The organism is Enterobacter cloacae complex sp. AR_0002, assembly GCF_001922365.1.
GTDB lineage: Bacteria > Pseudomonadota > Gammaproteobacteria > Enterobacterales > Enterobacteriaceae > Enterobacter > Enterobacter hormaechei_C.
The window spans coordinates 3,370,550-3,391,420 of the sequence record NZ_CP018814.1; the positions used below are offsets into that span (position 1 = coordinate 3,370,550).

The 20,871-nt window shown below is 56.5% G+C and carries 19 protein-coding genes and 1 riboswitch; of the genes, 12 read left to right on the plus strand and 7 right to left on the minus strand.

Going from position 1 to position 20,871, the window contains the following annotated elements; translation table 11 throughout:
• The first annotated feature begins 341 nt into the window (after positions 1–341).
• Entirely contained in the window at positions 342–1,931 is a 1,590-nt protein-coding gene (gene purH / locus AM329_RS16700) for a bifunctional phosphoribosylaminoimidazolecarboxamide formyltransferase/IMP cyclohydrolase (protein WP_032608236.1), read from the plus strand.
• Positions 1,932–1,946: 15 nt separating this feature from the next.
• The gene (purD, locus tag AM329_RS16705; protein WP_023324003.1) at positions 1,947–3,239 is read left to right on the plus strand and encodes a phosphoribosylamine--glycine ligase; all 1,293 of its coding nucleotides are present in this window, start codon (positions 1,947–1,949) and stop codon (positions 3,237–3,239) included.
• A 47-nt stretch (positions 3,240–3,286) separates the two neighbouring features.
• Here purD and AM329_RS16710 read toward each other — a convergent pair whose 3' ends face one another.
• The 6 genes from AM329_RS16710 to nudC form a co-directional block, all read right to left on the minus strand.
• A complete protein-coding gene (locus AM329_RS16710) occupies positions 3,287–3,979 on the minus strand; it encodes a DUF1481 domain-containing protein (protein WP_022646713.1) in 693 nt (230 codons plus the stop codon).
• An 11-nt stretch (positions 3,980–3,990) separates the two neighbouring features.
• Entirely contained in the window at positions 3,991–4,263 is a 273-nt protein-coding gene (gene hupA, locus AM329_RS16715) for a nucleoid-associated protein HU-alpha (protein WP_002445246.1), read from the minus strand.
• A gap of 186 nt (positions 4,264–4,449) precedes the next feature.
• Positions 4,450–5,040, minus strand: a complete 591-nt coding sequence (locus tag AM329_RS16720) for a YjaG family protein (RefSeq protein ID WP_003862310.1) — start codon at positions 5,038–5,040, stop codon at positions 4,450–4,452.
• 41 nt (positions 5,041–5,081) lie between these two features.
• Positions 5,082–5,753, minus strand: coding sequence for a deoxyribonuclease V (gene nfi / locus AM329_RS16725; protein ID WP_003862312.1), 672 nt, complete (start codon positions 5,751–5,753; stop codon positions 5,082–5,084).
• A gap of 9 nt (positions 5,754–5,762) precedes the next feature.
• The gene (gene hemE / locus AM329_RS16730; protein ID WP_022650209.1) at positions 5,763–6,827 is read right to left on the minus strand and encodes a uroporphyrinogen decarboxylase; all 1,065 of its coding nucleotides are present in this window, start codon (positions 6,825–6,827) and stop codon (positions 5,763–5,765) included.
• 38 nt (positions 6,828–6,865) lie between these two features.
• A complete protein-coding gene (gene nudC, locus AM329_RS16735) occupies positions 6,866–7,639 on the minus strand; it encodes an NAD(+) diphosphatase (protein WP_022650208.1) in 774 nt (257 codons plus the stop codon).
• 95 nt (positions 7,640–7,734) lie between these two features.
• Between nudC and AM329_RS16740 the strand changes: the two genes are divergently transcribed.
• The 10 genes from AM329_RS16740 (at position 7,735) to AM329_RS16785 (ending at position 16,521) form a co-directional block, all read left to right on the plus strand.
• On the plus strand, positions 7,735–8,232 hold the full coding sequence (locus AM329_RS16740) for an Rsd/AlgQ family anti-sigma factor (RefSeq protein ID WP_022650207.1): 498 nt from the start codon (positions 7,735–7,737) through the stop codon (positions 8,230–8,232).
• 54 nt (positions 8,233–8,286) lie between these two features.
• Positions 8,287–8,396, plus strand: a riboswitch (TPP riboswitch).
• A 79-nt stretch (positions 8,397–8,475) separates the two neighbouring features.
• Complete coding sequence (gene thiC / locus AM329_RS16745; protein ID WP_023315206.1) at positions 8,476–10,371, plus strand: phosphomethylpyrimidine synthase ThiC; 1,896 nt, start codon at positions 8,476–8,478, stop codon at positions 10,369–10,371.
• On the plus strand, positions 10,371–11,012 hold the full coding sequence (thiE, locus tag AM329_RS16750) for a thiamine phosphate synthase (protein ID WP_032608235.1): 642 nt from the start codon (positions 10,371–10,373) through the stop codon (positions 11,010–11,012). Before thiC ends, thiE begins: the two co-directional genes overlap by 1 nt.
• Complete coding sequence (thiF, locus tag AM329_RS16755) at positions 10,999–11,754, plus strand: thiazole biosynthesis adenylyltransferase ThiF (RefSeq protein ID WP_032608234.1); 756 nt, start codon at positions 10,999–11,001, stop codon at positions 11,752–11,754. The genes thiE and thiF overlap by 14 nt, the downstream gene beginning before the upstream one ends.
• A complete protein-coding gene (thiS, locus tag AM329_RS16760; RefSeq protein ID WP_003862324.1) occupies positions 11,738–11,938 on the plus strand; it encodes a sulfur carrier protein ThiS in 201 nt (66 codons plus the stop codon). Before thiF ends, thiS begins: the two co-directional genes overlap by 17 nt.
• 1 nt (position 11,939) lies before the next feature.
• A complete protein-coding gene (thiG, locus tag AM329_RS16765; protein ID WP_022650203.1) occupies positions 11,940–12,707 on the plus strand; it encodes a thiazole synthase in 768 nt (255 codons plus the stop codon).
• Positions 12,707–13,834 (plus strand): 2-iminoacetate synthase ThiH, encoded by a 1,128-nt coding sequence (gene thiH, locus AM329_RS16770; RefSeq protein WP_032608233.1) that lies wholly within the window; start codon positions 12,707–12,709, stop codon positions 13,832–13,834. Before thiG ends, thiH begins: the two co-directional genes overlap by 1 nt.
• Positions 13,835–14,173: 339 nt before the next feature.
• Entirely contained in the window at positions 14,174–15,715 is a 1,542-nt protein-coding gene (locus tag AM329_RS16775) for a sensor domain-containing diguanylate cyclase (RefSeq protein ID WP_032608232.1), read from the plus strand.
• Positions 15,716–15,895: 180 nt separating this feature from the next.
• A complete protein-coding gene (locus AM329_RS16780) occupies positions 15,896–16,204 on the plus strand; it encodes a PTS sugar transporter subunit IIB (RefSeq protein ID WP_010425948.1) in 309 nt (102 codons plus the stop codon).
• Positions 16,204–16,521 carry a PTS lactose/cellobiose transporter subunit IIA gene (locus AM329_RS16785; RefSeq protein ID WP_003862327.1) on the plus strand — a complete coding sequence of 106 codons (318 nt, stop codon included), beginning with the start codon at positions 16,204–16,206 and terminating at the stop codon, positions 16,519–16,521. The genes AM329_RS16780 and AM329_RS16785 overlap by 1 nt, the downstream gene beginning before the upstream one ends.
• Positions 16,522–16,577: 56 nt before the next feature.
• Here the strand turns inward: AM329_RS16785 and rpoC are convergent, their stop codons facing one another.
• On the minus strand, positions 16,578–20,801 hold the full coding sequence (gene rpoC / locus AM329_RS16790; protein WP_022650200.1) for a DNA-directed RNA polymerase subunit beta': 4,224 nt from the start codon (positions 20,799–20,801) through the stop codon (positions 16,578–16,580).
• Between the last annotated feature and the right edge of the window lie 70 nt (positions 20,802–20,871).

Sequence of the window (20,871 nt, forward strand, 5' to 3'; positions counted from 1 at the left end):
TCAGGATTTTTTCTCTTCAACCGACCGGGTTGTTTGTGAAGTGATTCACATCCGCCGTGTCGATGGAGGCGCATTATAGGGAGTTCTCCGCAGGCCGCAACCGCTAAATGACAGAAAAATGACTGACTGCTGCATTCCACAGCAAAACCCCGCCTTATACCTTTTTACACACAGACTTATCCACAATGATACGAAAAAGTGAAAATGTGCGAGCGTTGCGCAAACGTTTTCGTTAAAATGCTCGCGCTTTACAAGGATGCCTCGTCAGGTGTGTTAGATGAGTTTTTCACAGGAAAATTCATCTAACGCTCTCTGTAATCGTGAAATCCAGGGGATTTACCATGCAACAACGTCGTCCAGTCCGCCGCGCTCTGCTCAGTGTTTCTGATAAAGCCGGTATCGTCGAATTCGCCCAGGCACTTTCCGCACGCGGTGTGGAGCTGCTTTCTACAGGTGGCACCGCGCGCCTGTTAGCAGAGAAAGGTCTGCCGGTAACCGAAGTGTCCGATTACACCGGTTTCCCGGAAATGATGGATGGACGCGTCAAAACCCTGCATCCGAAAGTCCACGGCGGTATTCTTGGCCGTCGCGGTCAGGACGACGCCATTATGGAACAGCACGATATCGCGCCTATCGATATGGTCGTTGTTAACCTCTACCCGTTCGCCCAGACCGTCGCCCGCGAAGGCTGCTCTCTGGAAGATGCGGTTGAAAATATTGATATCGGCGGCCCAACCATGGTGCGCTCCGCAGCCAAGAACCATAAAGATGTGGCCATCGTGGTGAAGAGCAGCGACTACAACGCCATTATTAATGAGATGGATGCCAACGAAGGGTCCCTGACACTTGAAACGCGTTTCGATCTCGCCATCAAAGCCTTCGAGCATACCGCCGCCTACGACAGCATGATCGCCAACTACTTCGGTAGCCTGGTACCGGCTTACCATGGTGAAAGCAAAGATCCCTCTGGCCACTTCCCGCGCACCCTGAACCTGAACTTCATTAAGAAGCAGGATATGCGTTACGGTGAGAACAGCCACCAGCAGGCTGCCTTCTATATAGAAGAAGAGGTAAAGGAAGCCTCCGTTGCGACCGCCCAGCAGGTTCAGGGCAAAGCCCTTTCCTATAACAACATTGCCGACACCGACGCCGCGCTGGAATGCGTGAAAGAATTCAGCGAGCCGGCCTGCGTTATCGTCAAGCACGCCAACCCATGCGGCGTTGCGGTAAGCACTTCTATTCTGGATGCCTACGATCGCGCCTACAAAACCGACCCGACCTCCGCGTTCGGCGGCATTATCGCCTTTAACCGCGAGCTGGATGCGGAAACCGCGCAGGCCATCATCTCCCGCCAGTTTGTCGAAGTGATCATCGCGCCGTCCGCATCAGAAGAAGCGCTGAAAATCACTGCGGCAAAACAGAATGTGCGCGTGCTGGTTTGCGGTCAGTGGGCGGAACGCGTGCCGGGCCTGGACTTCAAGCGCGTGAACGGCGGTCTGCTGGTTCAGGACCGCGATCTGGGGATGGTGAGCGAAGCCGATCTGCGTGTCGTCACCAAACGTCAGCCAACCGAGCAGGAACTGCGTGACGCGCTGTTCTGCTGGAAAGTGGCTAAGTTCGTGAAATCCAACGCCATCGTCTACGCCAAAGAGAACATGACCATCGGGATAGGCGCAGGCCAGATGAGCCGCGTTTACTCTGCAAAAATTGCCGGTATCAAAGCAGGCGACGAAGGCCTGGAAGTGAAAGGCTCCGCCATGGCCTCTGATGCCTTCTTCCCGTTCCGCGACGGAATCGATGCGGCCGCTGCTGTGGGTATCACCTGTGTGATCCAGCCTGGCGGTTCAATCCGTGATGACGAAGTGATTGCCGCTGCCGACGAGCATGGCATCGCAATGATCTTCACCGACATGCGCCACTTCCGCCATTAATTCCCGGAGCAGAAAATGAAAGTATTAGTGATTGGTAACGGCGGGCGCGAGCACGCCCTGGCGTGGAAAGCAGCGCAGTCCCCGCAGGTTGAAACCGTCTTTGTGGCACCGGGTAATGCCGGTACGGCGCTGGAACCCGCGCTGCAAAACGTCGCCATCGGCGTGACCGATATCCCGGCACTGCTGAGCTTTGCCCAGACCGAGAACATCGATCTGACCATCGTTGGCCCGGAAGCGCCGCTGGTGATTGGCGTCGTAGACGCCTTCCGCGCAGCTGGCCTGAAAATCTTTGGCCCAACGGAGGGTGCCGCACAGCTGGAAGGCTCAAAAGCCTTCACCAAAGATTTCCTCGCGCGTCATAACATCCCGACGGCGGAATATCAGAATTTCACTGAAGTGGAGCCTGCTCTGGCCTACTTACGTGAGAAGGGCGCGCCGATTGTTATCAAGGCCGACGGTCTGGCCGCGGGTAAAGGCGTGATCGTCGCGATGACCCTCGAAGAAGCCGAAGCCGCAGTTCAGGATATGCTGGCAGGTAACGCCTTTGGCGATGCGGGCCACCGCATCGTGATTGAAGAGTTCCTCGACGGCGAAGAGGCGAGTTTTATCGTGATGGTCGATGGCGAGCACGTTCTGCCGATGGCCACCAGCCAGGATCACAAGCGTGTGGGCAATGGCGATACCGGCCCCAACACTGGGGGAATGGGCGCTTACTCTCCTGCTCCCGTTGTTACCGATGAGGTGCATCAGCGCACCATGGACCGCATCATCTGGCCAACCGTGAAAGGGATGGCGGCGGAAGGCAATACCTACACCGGTTTCCTTTATGCAGGCCTGATGATCGACAAGCAGGGTAACCCGAAGGTGATCGAATTCAACTGCCGCTTTGGCGATCCGGAAACCCAGCCGATCATGCTGCGCATGAAATCCGACCTGGTGGATCTGTGCCTTGCGGCCTGCGAAGGCAAACTGGATGAGAAAACGTCAGAGTGGGACGAGCGTGCCTCTTTAGGTGTGGTGATTGCTGCGGGTGGGTATCCGGGTAGCTACAACACTGGAGATGAGATCCACGGCCTGCCGCTGGAAGAGATTGACGGCGCGAAGGTGTTCCACGCCGGTACGAAGCTGGCTGACGATGACCGCGTGCTCACCAACGGCGGCCGCGTGCTGTGTGCGACCGCGCTGGGCCAGACCGTGGCAGAAGCGCAGAAACGCGCCTATGCGCTGATGGCGGATATTCACTGGAACGGCAGCTTCAGCCGTCAGGATATCGGTTATCGTGCTATTGCGCGGGAGCAGGGAGAGTAATTTCCCCCTCACCCTAACCCTCTCCCTCAAGGGAGAGGGGACTTAAATCAAAAACTCTTTTCTGTCGGCTGCCAGGTGCAGAAATCTTCATTCGCCACCAGCAACAGCTGAGAGCCTTCCGGCGCTTCCAGCCATGCCACACTCACCTCCACAGATGAATGCCGCTGACGACGCTGAATGTGTTCGGTTGCCCAGGATTCAAGCTCAGGCTTCACCGTCTGCCCTTCGCAGGTGGTCACCGTGCCGTCGGCATGCCAGCGCCCCTGACGCAGCACCACGCGGCCCTGACGCAGTGCATCGCTGGTCTGGCGAAGTTGTTCAGCACGGTAGCGGTAGAGGGCGACCTGATCGCTGGAAAGCTGCTGTTTCAGTCCACTGACCTCATGCTGCATAAAGCTCAGCTCGCCGTGGTCGTCGAAACGCACCTTCACGTGTTCGGGAGTCTTACTGTAGATATTCAGTTCAATGAGCGACAGGGCATCGCCCTGCCAGCGGTATTCTGCGGTCGAGGTATTGCCGTTATGCCATGGGCTGAACGCGGTGAGCATATGGACTTCATCGCTGGAATCTTTGCGCCAGATCCTGACCGCACCCTGGTTGTCAGCGTAGCCGCTGGCGGTAAACGGGGGGAGTGAGGAATCATGACTACAGGCAGAGAGCAACAGTACGCCTGCCAGCGCGAGCGGTCCACGCCAGAATGACAAAAGGGGCGTTGCCGCCCCTTCGTTAAAACTGTTCACTGCCACGCGTCTTACTTAACTGCGTCTTTCAGTGCTTTACCAGAAACAAATGCCGGCACGTTAGCTGCGGCGATTTTGATTTCTTTACCGGTCTGCGGGTTGCGGCCAGTACGCTCAGCGCGGTGGTTCACTTTGAAGGTACCGAAACCAACCAGTTGTACAGCATCGCCTTCTTTCAGAGACTCAGTAATAGCAGCCAGGGTAGATTCCAGAGCAGCTTTAGCCTGCACTTTAGACAGATCAGCCTTGTCCGCAATTACATCAATCAGTTGAGTCTTGTTCATAAGTTATCCTTTCAATGTGTTTATCGCTTGCTAAGCATCGAGTGCGACGAAAATGCCAAAAAAGCACTCTCCTGCATACACGCACCGATAGCCACTTTTTTTCGCCCCCCAAATGTAGACCAGACGGGGGGCGAAAGGGAAGAGTCGAGGAGCGACAAAACAGGCGTTAAATCACGTTTTGTTGTCTCATTGGTTAAAAATTATACCAATATTGCTCTCGCCGGCCTCGCGCAGGTCCGCGCGCAGCCCTTTGATCAGCTCAATATCACGCTCTTCACACTCTGCCAGCAGGCGGAAAATCTCCCACTGAATGTCCCATTCCTGTTCTACCGCCGGGTTAGCACGCAGCTCTTCGTCGGTCATTTCACGGCCTTCCTGGGTCATTTCCAGCATCGCAACGGTGGTAATGGATGCCTTACTTACTTCAATGGCGTGTTCCAGGGTTTCACCGCTCAGACGGGAGTGGATCAGCTCGCTCAACGCCACACAGGCATCAATGGCCGGGTAGACGCCATACAGGTCGAAATCATCCGCAGCCGGAATAGCCTCTTCCAGCTTTTCGAGCTGAGAGTCAAAATTCACCTTCGCGTCTTTGACCGTCAGCGTCTCCCAGATTAAATCCAGGATACGACGATAAATCTGGCCTTCGCCAAACGCTGTCTGCTTGCAGAACGCGGCATAGTTGGGATACATGCGCTCGCACAGGCAAGCCATAAACGTCACGTGCTGCCAGCTTTCCAGCTTTTCAAGGCGCAGATGAATCGGGTTTTGTAACATGATGATGTCTCGAATCGAAAATTAGCCGCAGTTTACCTGAATCACGGCTGAATTTCCTGCCAACGAATGAATGCCGGACGTGAAGAGGCCACGGCGTCAGCCCAGCGGGTTGGCTCCGGTAAACGGTAGCCCTTCATACAGCGTTGCACCCACGCCAGGGCGCTGTCCATGCTCACCCGATGCCCGGTTGCGATAAACAGCGGGTTGCAGCGCGCTTTACTGCGCCAGACCCACGCCAGCTGCTCGCCTTTATGAATAAGCGGCGCCAGCGCGCCCGGTTCGGCAGAGAGCGGCTCAAACGCGCCGCACAGGCGTTTTTTCGCCACGCCGATGGTCGGCACGTCCACCAGCAGACCAAAGTGGCTGGCAACGCCTAAGCGACGCGGATGAGAGATACCATGCCCATCAACAAACAGCAGGTCAGGTTTTTGCGAGAGTTGTTCCCAAGCGGCCAGCAGCGCGGGATATTCGCGGAAGGAGAGAAAGCCGGGGATATAGGGCATGGTGGTGGCGATACGCGCCACCTTGTACTCCACCAGCTCCAGCGACGGGTATTTCAGCACCACCATCGCCGCTCGCGTCACTTCACCGCCCTGCTCAAACCCGACGTCCGCCCCGCCAATGTACCGCGGAGGGTCCGTATCCAGACGATCCTCACGGATCACCGATGAAGCCAGTTCGATTTGCTGAGCGCGTAGCGACGCGAGATCCATAACCACTCCTTACTTATGATACTGGGCAGAAAGCCGATGCACCGCCTCCACAAATACGCCTGCGTGTTCAGGCGGCACATCCTGATGAATGCCGTGGCCGAGGTTAAAGACGTGGCCTTCACCCTGGCCGAAACCAGACAGTATAGTCGACACTTCCTCTTCGATACGGGCAGGCTGTGCATAGAGCATGGACGGGTCCATGTTGCCCTGAAGCGCCACTTTGTCCCCCACGCGACGGCGCGCATCGGCAATATCGGTGGTCCAGTCGAGGCCCAGCGCGTCGCAGCCGGTGGCCGCCATCGCTTCCAGCCACTGGCCGCCGCCTTTGGTAAACAGCGTCACCGGCACGCGACGGCCTTCGTTTTCACGCAGCAGGCCATCGACAATTTTGTGCATGTAGTACAGGGAGAACTGCTGATAATCACGTCCGGTCAGCACGCCGCCCCAGGTGTCGAAAATCATCACCGACTGCGCACCTGCTTTAATCTGCGCGTTGAGGTAGAGCGTGACGCTCTTCGCGAGCTTGTCGAGCAGCGCATGCAGGGCCAGCGGCTCGGCGTACATCATCTTTTTGATGACGGTAAAGGCTTTGCTGCTGCCGCCTTCCACCATGTAGGTGGCCAGCGTCCACGGACTACCGGAGAAGCCAATCAGCGGCACATCGCCTTTGAGCTCGCGGCGAATGGTGCGCACGGCGTTCATCACATAGCCCAGCTCGCCTTCCGGATCGGGGATCGGCAACTTATCAACGTCGGCTTTGCTTTTGATCGGTGAGGTAAAACGCGGGCCCTCGCCGGTTTCGAAATAGAGCCCAAGGCCCATCGCATCCGGAATGGTGAGAATGTCCGAAAAAAGAATGGCGGCATCGAGCGGGAAGCGGCGCAGCGGCTGGAGCGTCACTTCACAGGCCAGCTCGGCGTTTTTGCACAGCGACATAAAATCGCCCGCCTGCGCGCGCGTGGCTTTGTACTCTGGCAGATAGCGTCCCGCCTGGCGCATCATCCACACCGGGGTGACATCAACGGGCTGGCGCAGCAGCGCACGCAGATAACGATCGTTCTTCAGTTCGGTCATTTTGCAGTTCCTTATTGCGTCAGTCCGTCAGTGTAACACTACTCATACTCGGCCCGACACATTGCCACGGTATCTTCTATCAGGCGACGCGCCACCGTTCCCGGCGGGGGCAGCAGCGGTAAATCGTCGTAGCGATACCAGTTCGCCTCCAGCAGCTCTTTCTTATCGATAACAATCTCGCCGCTGTCGTATTCCGCCATAAACGCGGTCATCAGGGACATCGGGAACGGCCACGGCTGCGACGTCACATAGCGCAGGTTTTTCACCTTAATGCCGCTCTCCTCCATCACCTCACGCGCCACCGCCTGTTCCAGCGTTTCGCCGACTTCCACGAACCCGGCGAGGACAGTATGAATGCCGTTGCGATGACGGGTATGCTGCGCCAGCAGGATGGAATCATCACGGCGGATGGCGACAATGATGCACGGTGCGATTTGCGGATAGTAGCGTTCACGGCAGTGGCCGCAAAGCATTGCCCACTCGGTTTTGCTCGGGTGCATGGTGTGGCCGCAGTAGCCGCAGTATTTGTGCGAGCGGTAAAACTCCGCCAGCTGCACGCCGCGCCCCGCCAGCTGGAACAGGCCGACATCCCGATCCAACACCTGACGAACGGATCCCATATCCTGACGACGAGCCTGTAGGATCAACCATACCGGATCGCCCTGCCACTCGCCGATCCGCAGCGCAGGTTGGCCGACGAGATCGAAGATTTCTGCCGCACCGTAGGGTATCTCCCCACCGGGCAGCCACAACTTTTGCTCGTGACTGACGATCCACCAACCCAGATCTGATTTTTCAATAATACGATCCATATCTATTGCACTACCTTCGCTTCACTGACATGTTGTTAGCATTGTGGTTACATTTTGGATAAGCAGATCCCATTCTAAACCTTATGGAGTCGACCATGTTAAACCAGCTGGAAAGCCTGACTGAGCGCGTTGGAGGAAGTAACACCCTGGTGGATCGCTGGCTACATGTGCGCAAGCATCTCCTTGTGGCGTATTACAATCTGGTCGGTCTTAAGCCTGGCAAAGAATCCTTTATGCGGCTGAACGAAAAAGCGCTGGATGATTTTTGTCAGAGCCTTGTCGACTACCTCTCCGACGGCCATTTCAACCTTTATGAACGCATTATCCGCGAAATGGAAGGGACAACGCCGTATTTAGCGGCCAGTAAACTCTGTCCGCTGCTGGAAGCCAACACCCAGCGGATCATGGACTACTACGATTCCGCGCTGGAGAACGCTATCGATCACGATAACTATCTTGAGTTTCAGCAGGCGCTTTCCGACCTTGGCGAAGCGCTGGAAGAGCGATTCACGCTGGAAGACAAGCTCATCGCCCTCGTGCTGGACAACAACCTGAATATCAGCACCAGCGATAACGTTGCGCGCCCTGCTTGAGTTCTTAATCGTTAACGAGTAATTTACAACCATTCGCCCCTCTGCGGAGGGGGATTTTTCTTGTCGGAGTGCCCAGTGTGAAAGCACGGGCTGAGACCGTTAATTCGGGATCCGCGGAACCTGATCAGGTTAATACCTGCGAAGGGAACAAGAGTCACACTGCTGTTGTATCGCCCCTGAGGCGATCTTCTCTTGCTTCATCCGTCGTCTGACAAGCCATGTCCTTCACTTTTGGAATGAGCTATGTCTACTGCAAAACTGACCCGCCGCGAACAGCGCGAACACGCACAACGCTTCATCGACACCCTGGAAGGCACCGCTTTCCCGAACTCGAAACGCATCTACATTTCCGGCTCACAGGCTGATATCCGCGTCCCGATGCGCGAAATCCAGCTCAGCCCGACGCTTATCGGCGGCAGCAAAGACAACCCGCAGTTTGAAGACAACGAAGCCGTGCCGGTGTATGACACCTCGGGCCCGTACGGCGATCCTGATGTTGCTATCAACGTCCAGCAGGGTCTGGCAAAGCTGCGCCAGCCGTGGATAGAGGCGCGTAACGACTGCGAAGAACTGAGCGTACGCAGTTCTGCGTACACCAAAGAACGCCTGGCCGACGACGGTCTGGACGCGCTGCGCTTTACCGGCCTGCTGACGCCGAAACGCGCTAAAGCGGGCAAATGCGTAACCCAGCTGCACTACGCGCGCCAGGGTATCGTCACGCCGGAGATGGAGTTCATCGCCATCCGCGAAAACATGGGCCGCGAGCGCATCCGCAGCGAAGTGCTGCGCCACCAGCATCCGGGTGAAGGGTTTGGCGCTCGCCTGCCGGAGAACATCACGCCGGAATTTGTGCGTGATGAAGTGGCCGCCGGGCGCGCCATTATCCCCGCCAACATCAACCACCCGGAATCCGAGCCGATGATTATCGGCCGCAACTTCCTGGTGAAGGTCAACGCCAACATCGGCAACTCAGCGGTGACGTCATCCATCGAAGAAGAGGTGGAAAAGCTGGTCTGGTCGACGCGCTGGGGCGCGGATACGGTGATGGACCTTTCCACCGGCCGCTATATTCACGAAACCCGCGAATGGATCCTGCGTAACAGCCCGGTGCCGATTGGCACCGTCCCGATTTATCAGGCGCTGGAGAAGGTCAACGGCATCGCCGAAAACCTCACCTGGGAAGCGTTCCGCGACACGCTGCTGGAGCAGGCGGAACAGGGCGTGGACTACTTCACCATCCACGCGGGCGTGCTGCTGCGCTACGTGCCGATGACGGCGAAACGTCTGACCGGTATCGTCTCACGCGGCGGTTCGATTATGGCGAAATGGTGCCTTTCCCATCATCAGGAAAACTTCCTCTACGAACACTTCCGCGAAATCTGCGAAATTTGCGCCGCGTACGACGTCTCCCTGTCGCTGGGCGACGGCCTGCGTCCTGGCTCCATCCGCGATGCTAACGACGAGGCGCAGTTTGCCGAGCTGCACACGCTGGGCGAGCTGACCAAAATCGCCTGGGAGTACGACGTGCAGGTGATGATTGAAGGCCCGGGCCATGTGCCGATGCAGATGATCCGTCGCAACATGACCGAAGAGCTGGAGCACTGCCACGAAGCACCGTTCTACACGCTGGGGCCACTGACAACTGACATCGCGCCGGGCTATGACCACTTCACGTCAGGCATTGGGGCGGCGATGATCGGCTGGTTCGGCTGCGCCATGCTCTGCTACGTGACACCGAAAGAGCACCTCGGCCTGCCAAACAAAGAGGACGTGAAGCAGGGACTGATTACCTACAAGATTGCCGCCCACGCGGCGGATCTGGCGAAAGGCCATCCGGGCGCGCAAATTCGCGACAACGCCATGTCCAAAGCGCGCTTTGAATTCCGCTGGGAAGACCAGTTTAACCTGGCCCTCGATCCGTTCACCGCCCGCGCCTACCACGACGAAACCCTGCCGCAGGAATCGGGCAAAGTCGCGCACTTCTGCTCCATGTGCGGACCAAAATTCTGCTCGATGAAAATCAGCCAGGAAGTACGCGATTACGCCGCCGCGCAGACCATTGAAGTCGGCATGGCGGACATGTCGGAAACCTTCCGCGCGAAAGGCGGCGAAATCTACCTCAAAAAAGAGGAGGCATAATGTACCAGCCTGATTTCCCCCTTGTCCCCTTCCGCTTAGGGCTTTACCCGGTGGTGGACAGCGTGGCGTGGATCGCTCGCCTGCTGGAGGCAGGCGTTCGCACGATCCAGCTACGCATTAAGGATAAACGCGATGAAGAGGTGGAGGCCGACGTGATCGCCGCTATCGCGCTGGGACGTCGCTACCACGCCCGCCTGTTTATCAACGACTACTGGCGGCTGGCGGTTAAACACCAGGCGTACGGCGTGCATCTGGGACAGGAAGATCTGGAAACGACCGATCTCAACGCGATCCGTGACGTCGGTCTGCGGCTGGGCGTTTCTACCCATGATGATATGGAGATCGACGTGGCGCTGGCGGCCCGCCCCTCTTACATCGCGCTCGGTCACGTTTTCCCGACGCAAACCAAACAGATGCCGTCCGCTCCACAGGGCTTGACGCAGCTGGCGGCCCACGTTAAGCGCCTTGCCGATTACCCCACCGTTGCCATCGGCGGGATCAGCCTTGAACGTGCGCCCGCGGTGCTGGAGACCGGCGTCGGCAGTATCGCCGTCGTCAGCGCTATCACCCAGGCCGCAGACTGGCAGGCCGCCACCGCACGGCTTTTACAACTGGCAGGAGCAGGCGATGAAAGATCGTGATTTTATGCGCTACAGCCGCCAGATCCTGCTGGAGGATATCGCCATTGACGGGCAGCAAAAGCTGCTCGCCAGCCGGGTACTGATTGTCGGTCTGGGTGGATTAGGCGCCCCCGCCGCGCTGTATCTGGCTGGCGCGGGCGTGGGCACGCTGGTGCTGGCCGATGACGATGAGGTACATCTCAGCAATCTGCAACGGCAAATCCTCTTCACGACAGAAGATATCAACCAGCCTAAAGCGCACGTTACGCGCCAGCGGCTGAACCAGCTTAACCCCGATATCGAACTGGTCGCGCTCCAGACGCGGCTGAGCGGGGAAGATCTGCAACGCGAAGTGGCCCTTGCCGACGTGGTGCTGGACTGTACGGACAATATGGCGACGCGTCAGGCCATCAACGCGGTCTGTGTTGCGCAGAACACGCCGCTGATCACCGCCAGCGCGGTCGGTTTCGGCGGGCAAATAATGGTGCTTACGCCGCCGTGGGCACAGGGCTGCTACCGCTGCCTGTGGCCGGACGAGGCTGAACCGGAGCGTAACTGCCGCACGGCAGGCATTCTGGGCCCGGTGGTGGGCGTGATGGGTACTCTTCAGGCGCTGGAGGCCATCAAGTTGCTCAGCGGCATAGAGACAGAACGCAACACGCTGCGGCTGTTCGACGCCCGCTCCAGCGGATGGCGTCATCTGGTGTTAAACCGCGCCAGCCACTGCCCGGTATGCGGAGGCCGCAATGCGCATTCTGTTTAACGATGAGCCGATGACGTGCGACGACGATCTTACCGTTGCCGCCCTGCTCGACACGCTGCGCCAGCTGAAGCCGGGAACGGCGCTGGCGCTCAATCAACAGATCCTGCCGCGCGAGCGGTGGGAACATCAGCAGGTCAATGAAGGCGACCAGATCCTGCTGTTTCAGGTTATCGCAGGGGGCTGAGATGTTACGTATTGCCGACAAAGTCTTTGATTCACATCTGTTTACCGGAACCGGAAAATTCGCCTCTCCGCAGCTGATGGTGGATGCCATTCGTGAGAGCGGCAGCCAGCTGGTGACGCTGGCGATGAAGCGCGTGGATTTGCGTCAGCACAACGATGCCATACTTGCGCCGTTACTGGAGGCAGGCGTGACGCTCTTACCGAATACCTCCGGTGCGAAAACGGCCGAGGAAGCAATTTTCGCTGCGCAACTGGCGCGGGAAGCGCTCGGCACCCGCTGGCTGAAGCTGGAAATTCATCCGGACGCCCGCTGGCTGTTGCCCGATCCGATCGAAACCCTGAAAGCGGCAGAGAAGCTGGTGCAGCAGGGATTTACCGTCCTGCCCTACTGCGGTGCCGACCCCGTGCTGTGCAAGCGTCTGGAAGAGGTCGGCTGCGCGGCCGTAATGCCGTTAGGGGCACCCATTGGCTCCAACCAGGGACTGGAGACCCGCGCGATGCTGGAGATCATCATCGAGCAGGCGACCGTGCCCGTGGTGGTGGATGCGGGCATCGGCGTACCCAGTCACGCCGCGCAGGCGCTGGAGATGGGGGCCGATGCGGTGCTGGTCAATACCGCGATTGCGGTGGCCGACGACCCGGTGATGATGGCGCGTGCGTTCCGCCTTGCCGTGGAGTCCGGTCTGCTGGCACGCCAGTCCGGCCCTGGCTCGCGCTGCGTTCAGGCGCAGGCCACCAGCCCGCTGACCGATTTTCTGGAGGCGCTCTGATGGCTACCTTTACCGATCGCTGGCGTCAGCTGAACTGGGACGATATTGCCTTACGCATCAACAGAAAAACCTCTGCGGACGTAGAGCGGGCATTAACAGCCAAACATTTGACCCGCGAGGATTTGATGGCCCTGCTTTCTCCGGCAGCCGGCGCGTACCTTGAACCGATGGCGCAGCGCGCGCAACGCCTCACCCGCCAGCGTTTTGGCAACACGGTGAGCTTTTACGTGCCGCTCTATCTCTCTAACCTGTGCGCCAACGACTGCACCTACTGTGGTTTCTCCATGAGCAACCGTATTAAGCGTAAAACGCTGGATGAGCATGAGATCGCCCGCGAGTGTGCGGCTATTCGTGAGATGGGTTTTGAACATCTCCTGCTGGTGACGGGTGAACATCAGGGCAAAGTGGGGATGGACTATTTTCGCCAGCATCTTCCGGCCATCCGCCGCGAATTTGCCTCGTTGCAAATGGAAGTGCAGCCTCTGTCGCAGGAGGAATATGCGGAGCTGAAAACGCTCGGGCTGGACGGCGTCATGGTCTATCAGGAAACCTACCACGAGGCGACCTATGCCCGGCATCACCTGAAAGGGAAGAAGCAGGATTTCATCTTCCGGCTGGAAACGCCGGACAGGCTGGGGCGCGCCGGTATCGATAAAATTGGGCTGGGCGCGCTTATCGGTCTGTCCGACAGCTGGCAGGTGGACTGCTATATGGTGGCGGAGCATCTGCTGTGGCTACAGCAGCGCTACTGGCAAAGCCGCTATTCCATCTCTTTCCCGCGGCTGCGTCCGTGTACGGGAGGCGTTGAACCCGCTTCGCTGATGGATGAGCGCCAGCTGGTGCAAACCCTGTGTGCATTTCGCCTGTTCGCGCCGGAAGTGGAATTGTCGCTCTCCACGCGTGAATCACCCGCGTTTCGCGACCGCGCGATCCCGCTGGCGATCAATAACGTTAGCGCCTTTTCCAAAACGCAGCCGGGCGGTTACGCGGACGATCACCCGGAACTGGAACAGTTTGCACCGCACGACGGACGACGGCCCGAAGCGGTGGCGGAAGCCCTGACTGCACAGGGGCTACAGCCCGTGTGGAAAGACTGGGATAGCTGGCTGGGAAGAGCCTCGCATTAGCGCTGAAACCGACTGCAAAAACGCGAAAAGGTTACGAGGCGGCTCGTAAGATCAAAACCGGGCGATTGAGGCGATCTGCCTGGTTTTCTTATGCTTTACCACGTCAGCAACGGACGCTGACCAGGGTGAAAATGCTTCTTCCTCGTTTCGCCCTGCCCTCCGCCTCTTAAACAAAATTTTAATTGATACAATAAATACGTCGTTTCTTATCTACGCTTAAGATAAATCATCTCGTCGGTAATCGCCTTCTGTATAATTTACTACCAGCAACCGGACAGCGACTATGCTGAGGGTATCGACAGACGCAACGCGTCTACCATCTGGATTGATGTACAACTCATGGCACTCCACAGTAAAAAGCTCTCTTTTACCCGGCCAATTATGGTCAGCTTCGCGGGGATCCTGTTCAGTTTTGCGCTGATCGCCATCCTGGTTATCCTTTCACAGAGAAAGGATTTTCTTGAGGATTATCATAAGATTAATGGTAACTTCACCCATAATCTGGCGGTAAACTATACCGAATCCATCCTGCGAGAAAATGACTATATTCTTGGTCGTGCTGCGATGTACTTCGCCCGTAACGACAGAGTAAATCAGACAATTAATATCGACCCGACACACGGTTTGCAGATGTTGATGCATTTGCAGAACCTGATGCCGACGGTGTCGTCTATCTCTCTGGCGGACACAGTAGGGCGCCATCTGCGCGCGCCGGAAGTGCTGCCAACGGAGAAGGGTAAGTCGTTCGACGCCCGGACCCGTCCATGGTTTATCGGACAAGCGGAAGCCAGCAACTTTCCTCACTACACCCGCCCCTATCTGGACTATTTTACCCAACATCCTACGGTCACTCTCTATAAGCCGGTCATTTCACCGGAAGGCCGCCTGAAGGGCACGCTCGCTTTCCATCTTGATTTAACGTCCATGGGGTATACCCTGCGCCAGATGGTGGCGCCGGTTCAGGGTGAGTTTTTTGTTGTGGAGCGTGACGGCGCTGTTGTGCTGCATCCGGACACGGGGGCGCTCTTTAAGCAGTACGTAAGCGAAGCGCTGATGGACCAAATGACCAGCGGCGAGGGCCATCTTTTCGACCCCAAAAGTAAAACCTGGTATTACTACTACTCTTTCACCAATCCGGACTGGTTTGTGATTTATCGGGTCTCCGATGCCACGCTTACCGTCATCACCCGGCATGAAACCACCGTCGTCGGCTGGGGATTTGCGCTGGCGGCAATCATCATCATTCTGTTCGGGCTTTACCTTCGTCATGCCTCGCGTTCTGTGCTGATGAACATTATCAACGCCATCAAAACCGGCGACGTCAACCAGGCGCCACGCCTTGAAGCGATGCTCAGCCATACCATTCGAACCAATAAAGAACGCGAGCTGGCCTATGTCCGTCAGGCCACCCATGATGCGCTGACAGGCTGCAAAAACCGCCGTGCGTTCGACAATGATGTGGATGAGTTGCTGACCGCCCATCAACCCTTCGTTCTGGCGCTGATCGACATCGATAACTTCAAGTCCATTAACGACACCTGGGGCCACCTGAGCGGGGATATTGTGCTGCGCAACGTGGCACGCGAAGGTATTCAGATCATGCAGCCGCACCACGTTTCCGTTTACCGCTACGGTGGAGAAGAGTTCGGCGTGATCTTCCCGGCCGAGCTGATGAACTCCGCGCACGCGCTACTGGAAGCCTGGCGCACCGCCGTTGAAAAGCGGACCTGGCGGGAAGAGAACCTGCGAGTGACCTTCAGCGCCGGGACGGGAGAGTGGCACTTCGAACCGCTGGAACAATTTATCGGTAGCGTAGATGAAGCGCTGTATACCGCTAAACAACAGGGTAAAAACCGCATCGTAAGCACGGCCATCCGATAATACCCTTCCTCAAATTCTGCCCGATCTGACGGGCAGAATGCTCTCCGCGGTAAAATTGTAACCGGTTTCAGAAAAATGCCGATTTCTTTGTGATGCCTGACACACAATCGCGGTAAAGCGGTTGTTGAAGCAGTCTGCACGGGATAATTATCAATAAACACATGTAGATCGAGGCTGACTATGAAGAACATCGTTTTATGCTGTGCAGCGGGAATGTCAACCAGCATGCTGGTTCAACGTATGAAAGATGCCGCGCAGAAAAAAGGAGTCGAAGTAACCATTAAAGCCGTTCCGGTCGCGGAGTTCAAAGATAACATCGCGACGGCTGATATCGTATTACTGGGGCCACAGGTCAAATACGAACAGGCAAAACTCCAGGCGCAGGCCGATCCGCTCGGAAAAAAGGTCGCGGTCATCGACATGATGGATTACGGCATGATGAAAGGTGATGCCGTACTGGAAAAAGCGCTCAAACTTCTGGAGTCATAATGGAAGACTTAGAAACCACGATCATGGAACTGCTGGTCAACGCAGGCGCGGCGCGCAGCGCGGCTCTGACGGCGTTGCAGATGGCGCGAAAAGGCGACTTTGACGAAGCCGAGAAAGCGATGGAAGAGTCGCGTGAATATGTGAAACATGCGCATACGATCCAGACGCAGCTTATCGGTCTTGACGAAGGGACAGGAAAACTGCCGGTTAACCTGATCACCGTTCACTCTCAGGACCACCTGATGAACGCGATGGTTATTCAGGATCTGGCGGGCGACATGATTGAGCTTTATCGACGCATCCCGCTGGTAAACTGAAAATGCAGATATAAAAAAACCCGCCGAGGCGGGTTTTTTATTTACGGCATCAACGATTACTCGTTGTCGGAACCGCCCAGACCTGCGTTCAGCAGTTCTGCCAGGCTCGCGGATGCATCTTCGGCAGTCACCTGCGGTGCAGCTGGCAGTTCGCCCGCTGCGCGACGACGCATACGATCCTGGTGGTACGCATAACCGGTACCGGCCGGGATCAGACGACCCACGATAACGTTCTCTTTCAGACCGCGCAGTTCATCACGTTTACCTGCAACAGCCGCTTCGGTCAGGACACGCGTGGTTTCCTGGAACGATGCAGCAGAGATGAAGGACTCGGTTGCCAGAGACGCTTTGGTGATACCCAGCAGATCGCGCGAGAAGGTCGCGCCAATTTTGCCGTTCGCTTCCAGATCGCGGTTAGCGATCTTAACGCGTGAGTATTCAACCTGCTCGCCTTCCAGGAAGTCGGAGCTGCCCGCGTTTTCGATGGTCGCTTTACGCAGCATCTGACGAACGATAACTTCAATGTGTTTATCGTTAATCTTAACGCCTTGCAGACGGTATACGTCCTGTACTTCGTTAACAATGTAACGGGTAACAGCATGCACACCACGCAGACGCAGGATGTCGTGCGGCGCTTCTGGACCGTCGGAAACCACGTCACCACGTTCTACGCGTTCACCTTCGAACACGTTGAGCTGACGCCACTTAGGAATCATCTCTTCGTACGGCTCGCTGCCATCTACAGGCGTAATAACCAGACGGCGCTTACCTTTGGTCTCTTTACCGAAGGAGATGATACCGCTGATTTCAGCCAGGATTGCAGGCTCTTTCGGACGACGTGCTTCGAACAGGTCCGCAACGCGTGGCAGACCACCGGTGATGTCCTTGGTACCGCCGGATTCCTGAGGAATACGCGCCAGGGTATCACCAGAGCTGATCTGTACGCCATCTTCCAGCTGTACAATCGCTTTACCCGGCAGGAAGTACTGCGCAGGCATATCGGTACCAGGAATCAGAACGTCGTTACCCTGCGCATCAACGATTTTCAGTGCAGGACGCAGATCTTTACCACCGGTAGTACGTTCAGCAGAATCCAGAACCACCAGAGAAGACAGACCGGTCAGCTCGTCGGTCTGACGAGTAATGGTCTGGCCGTCGATCATGTCAGTAAAGCGGATGAAACCACTTACTTCGGTGATTACCGGCATGGTGTGTGGATCCCAGTTTGCAACGGTTTCACCGCCAGCAACCTGCTCGCCATCACCTTTCGCCATAACCGCACCGTAAGGCACTTTATAGCTCTCTTTGGTACGACCAAATTCGTCGATCAGCTTCAGCTCGGTGTTACGGGAAGTGATAACCAGTTTACCGCTGGAGTTCACAACCGACTTCGCGTTGCTGAGCTTGATGCTACCTTTGTTTTTCACCTGGATGCTGGATTCAGCAGCCGCACGAGATGCCGCACCACCGATGTGGAACGTACGCATCGTCAGCTGTGTACCCGGCTCACCGATGGACTGTGCCGCGATAACGCCGATAGCCTCACCTTTGTTGATGATGTGGCCACGCGCCAGGTCACGACCGTAGCAGTGCGCACACACACCAAAGTCGGTGTCACAGGATACAACGGAACGCACTTTCACGGAGTCAACAGAGTTCGCTTCCAGCAGGTCACACCACTGTTCGTGCAGCAGGGTGTTGCGTGGAACCAGAATGTCTGCGGTGCCCGGCTTCAGAATGTCTTCCGCGGTCACACGACCCAGTACGCGATCGCGCAGCGGCTCTTTAACATCACCACCCTCGATAACAGGGGTCATGGTGATACCTTCGAGGGTGCCACAATCGTCTTCGGTGACGACAAGATCCTGCGCAACGTCAACCAGACGACGCGTCAGATAACCGGAGTTCGCCGTTTTAAGTGCGGTATCCGCCAGACCTTTACGCGCACCGTGCGTGGAGATGAAGTACTGGAGTACGTTCAGACCTTCACGGAAGTTCGCGGTGATTGGCGTTTCGATGATGGAGCCATCTGGCTTCGCCATCAGACCACGCATACCTGCCAGCTGACGAATCTGTGCCGCAGAACCACGCGCACCGGAGTCGGCCATCATGTAGATGCTGTTGAAGGAGACCTGCTGCTCTTCTACGCCGTCACGGTTAATCACGGTTTCGGTTTGCAGGTTATCCATCATCGCTTTGGATACACGATCGTTCGCCGCAGCCCAGATATCGATAACTTTGTTGTAACGTTCGCCTGCGGTTACCAGACCAGACTGGAACTGCTCCTGGATTTCAGCAACTTCAGCTTCCGCTTCAGAGATGATCTCGTGTTTCTTCTCTGGGATGACCATGTCATCGATACCAACAGATGCACCTGAACGCGCTGCATAAGCAAAGCCGGTGTACATTGTCTGGTCAGCGAAGATAACGGTCGGCTTCAGACCCAGAATGCGGTAACAGGTGTTCAGCATTTTGGAGATCGCTTTCTTGCCCAGCGCCTGGTTGACGATGGAGAAAGGCAGACCTTTCGGTACGATCATCCACAGAATGGCACGGCCAACGGTCGTGTCTTTCAGGCTGGTGTGCGCAACGAATTCGCCGTTTTCATCTTTTTCGTATTCGGTGATACGCACTTTAACGCGCGCATGCAGAGAGGCCAGGCCAGCGCGATAAATACGCTCAGCTTCTTTAGGGCCAGTCAGCACCATGCCTTCGCCTTTGGCGTTAACACAGTCACGGGTCATGTAGTACAGACCCAGTACAACGTCCTGAGAAGGAACGATGATAGGTTCACCGTTCGCTGGAGACAGGATGTTGTTGGTAGACATCATCAGCGCACGCGCTTCGAGCTGGGCTTCCAGCGTCAGCGGTACGTGAACAGCCATCTGGTCACCATCGAAGTCGGCGTTATAGGCCGCACAAACCAGCGGGTGCAGCTGGATAGCTTTACCTTCGATCAGTACCGGCTCAAAGGCCTGGATACCCAGACGGTGCAGAGTTGGTGCACGGTTCAGCAGTACCGGGTGTTCGCGGATAACTTCGTCCAGGATATCCCAAACGACAGCTTCTTCACGCTCAACCATTTTCTTCGCGGCTTTGATGGTGGTGGCCAGGCCACGCAGTTCCAGCTTGCCGTAGATGAACGGTTTGAACAGCTCCAGTGCCATTTTCTTCGGCAGACCGCACTGATGCAGACGCAGGTATGGACCTACGGTGATTACAGAACGACCGGAGTAGTCAACACGCTTACCGAGCAGGTTCTGACGGAAACGACCCTGTTTACCTTTGATCATGTCGGCCAAAGATTTCAGAGGACGTTTGTTAGAACCGGTGATCGCACGACCGCGACGACCGTTATCCAGCAGGGCATCTACCGCTTCCTGCAGCATACGTTTTTCGTTGCGTACGATGATGTCCGGCGCAGCCAGATCCAGCAGACGTTTCAGACGGTTGTTACGGTTGATCACGCGACGATACAGATCGTTCAGATCTGACGTTGCGAAACGACCACCATCCAGCGGAACCAGCGGACGCAGATCTGGCGGCAGAACCGGCAGAACGGTCAGGATCATCCACTCTGGTTTGTTACCAGACTGAACGAACGCTTCCAGCAGTTTGATACGCTTGGTCAGCTTTTTACGCTTGGTCTCGGAGTTGGTTTCGTTCAGCTCTTCGCGCAGAGTTTCACACTCTTGCTCCAGATCCATGCTCTTCAGCAGGGCCTGGATAGCTTCCGCACCCATCTTCGCGTCGAATTCGTCACCGAACTCTTCCAGCGCGTCCAGATACTGTTCTTCGGTCAGGATCTGGTTACGTTCCAGATTGGTCATCCCGCCTTCGATAACCACATAAGATTCGAAGTACAGAACACGTTCGATATCGCGCAGCGGCATATCCAGCAGCAGGCCGATACGGGACGGCAGAGATTTCAGGAACCAGATGTGAGCGGTCGGAGACGCCAGCTCGATGTGGCCCATACGCTCACGGCGTACTTTGGTCTGGGTCACTTCAACGCCGCACTTCTCACAGATCACACCACGGTGTTTCAGGCGCTTGTACTTACCGCACAGGCACTCGTAATCTTTTACTGGCCCGAAAATACGCGCACAGAAAAGGCCGTCACGCTCAGGTTTGAACGTACGGTAGTTAATGGTTTCCGGCTTTTTAACTTCACCGAAAGACCATGAACGGATCATGTCTGGCGAAGCCAGAGCAATTTTGATCGCATCAAACTCTTCGGTTTTAGTTTGCGCTTTCAGAAACTTTAATAAGTCTTTCACGGATTTGCTCCCGTCGGAGTTAGCACACTCTGCTGTCGGGCGTTAACCCGACAGCAGTGACCTGTTTGAG

What these genes read in the sequence shown, in the direction of transcription:
- purH (WP_032608236.1), top strand. Translation starts at nt 342, where the DNA reads ATGCAACAACGTCGTCCAGTCCGCCGCGCTCTGCTCAGTGTTTCTGAT.
- purD (WP_023324003.1), top strand. Translation starts at nt 1,947, where the DNA reads ATGAAAGTATTAGTGATTGGTAACGGCGGGCGCGAGCACGCCCTGGCG.
- hupA (WP_002445246.1), bottom strand. Translation starts at nt 4,263, where the DNA reads ATGAACAAGACTCAACTGATTGATGTAATTGCGGACAAGGCTGATCTG.
- AM329_RS16720 (WP_003862310.1), bottom strand. Translation starts at nt 5,040, where the DNA reads ATGTTACAAAACCCGATTCATCTGCGCCTTGAAAAGCTGGAAAGCTGG.
- nfi (WP_003862312.1), bottom strand. Translation starts at nt 5,753, where the DNA reads ATGGATCTCGCGTCGCTACGCGCTCAGCAAATCGAACTGGCTTCATCG.
- hemE (WP_022650209.1), bottom strand. Translation starts at nt 6,827, where the DNA reads ATGACCGAACTGAAGAACGATCGTTATCTGCGTGCGCTGCTGCGCCAG.
- nudC (WP_022650208.1), bottom strand. Translation starts at nt 7,639, where the DNA reads ATGGATCGTATTATTGAAAAATCAGATCTGGGTTGGTGGATCGTCAGT.
- AM329_RS16740 (WP_022650207.1), top strand. Translation starts at nt 7,735, where the DNA reads ATGTTAAACCAGCTGGAAAGCCTGACTGAGCGCGTTGGAGGAAGTAAC.
- thiC (WP_023315206.1), top strand. Translation starts at nt 8,476, where the DNA reads ATGTCTACTGCAAAACTGACCCGCCGCGAACAGCGCGAACACGCACAA.
- thiE (WP_032608235.1), top strand. Translation starts at nt 10,371, where the DNA reads ATGTACCAGCCTGATTTCCCCCTTGTCCCCTTCCGCTTAGGGCTTTAC.
- thiF (WP_032608234.1), top strand. Translation starts at nt 10,999, where the DNA reads ATGAAAGATCGTGATTTTATGCGCTACAGCCGCCAGATCCTGCTGGAG.
- thiS (WP_003862324.1), top strand. Translation starts at nt 11,738, where the DNA reads ATGCGCATTCTGTTTAACGATGAGCCGATGACGTGCGACGACGATCTT.
- thiG (WP_022650203.1), top strand. Translation starts at nt 11,940, where the DNA reads ATGTTACGTATTGCCGACAAAGTCTTTGATTCACATCTGTTTACCGGA.
- thiH (WP_032608233.1), top strand. Translation starts at nt 12,707, where the DNA reads ATGGCTACCTTTACCGATCGCTGGCGTCAGCTGAACTGGGACGATATT.
- AM329_RS16775 (WP_032608232.1), top strand. Translation starts at nt 14,174, where the DNA reads ATGGCACTCCACAGTAAAAAGCTCTCTTTTACCCGGCCAATTATGGTC.
- AM329_RS16780 (WP_010425948.1), top strand. Translation starts at nt 15,896, where the DNA reads ATGAAGAACATCGTTTTATGCTGTGCAGCGGGAATGTCAACCAGCATG.
- AM329_RS16785 (WP_003862327.1), top strand. Translation starts at nt 16,204, where the DNA reads ATGGAAGACTTAGAAACCACGATCATGGAACTGCTGGTCAACGCAGGC.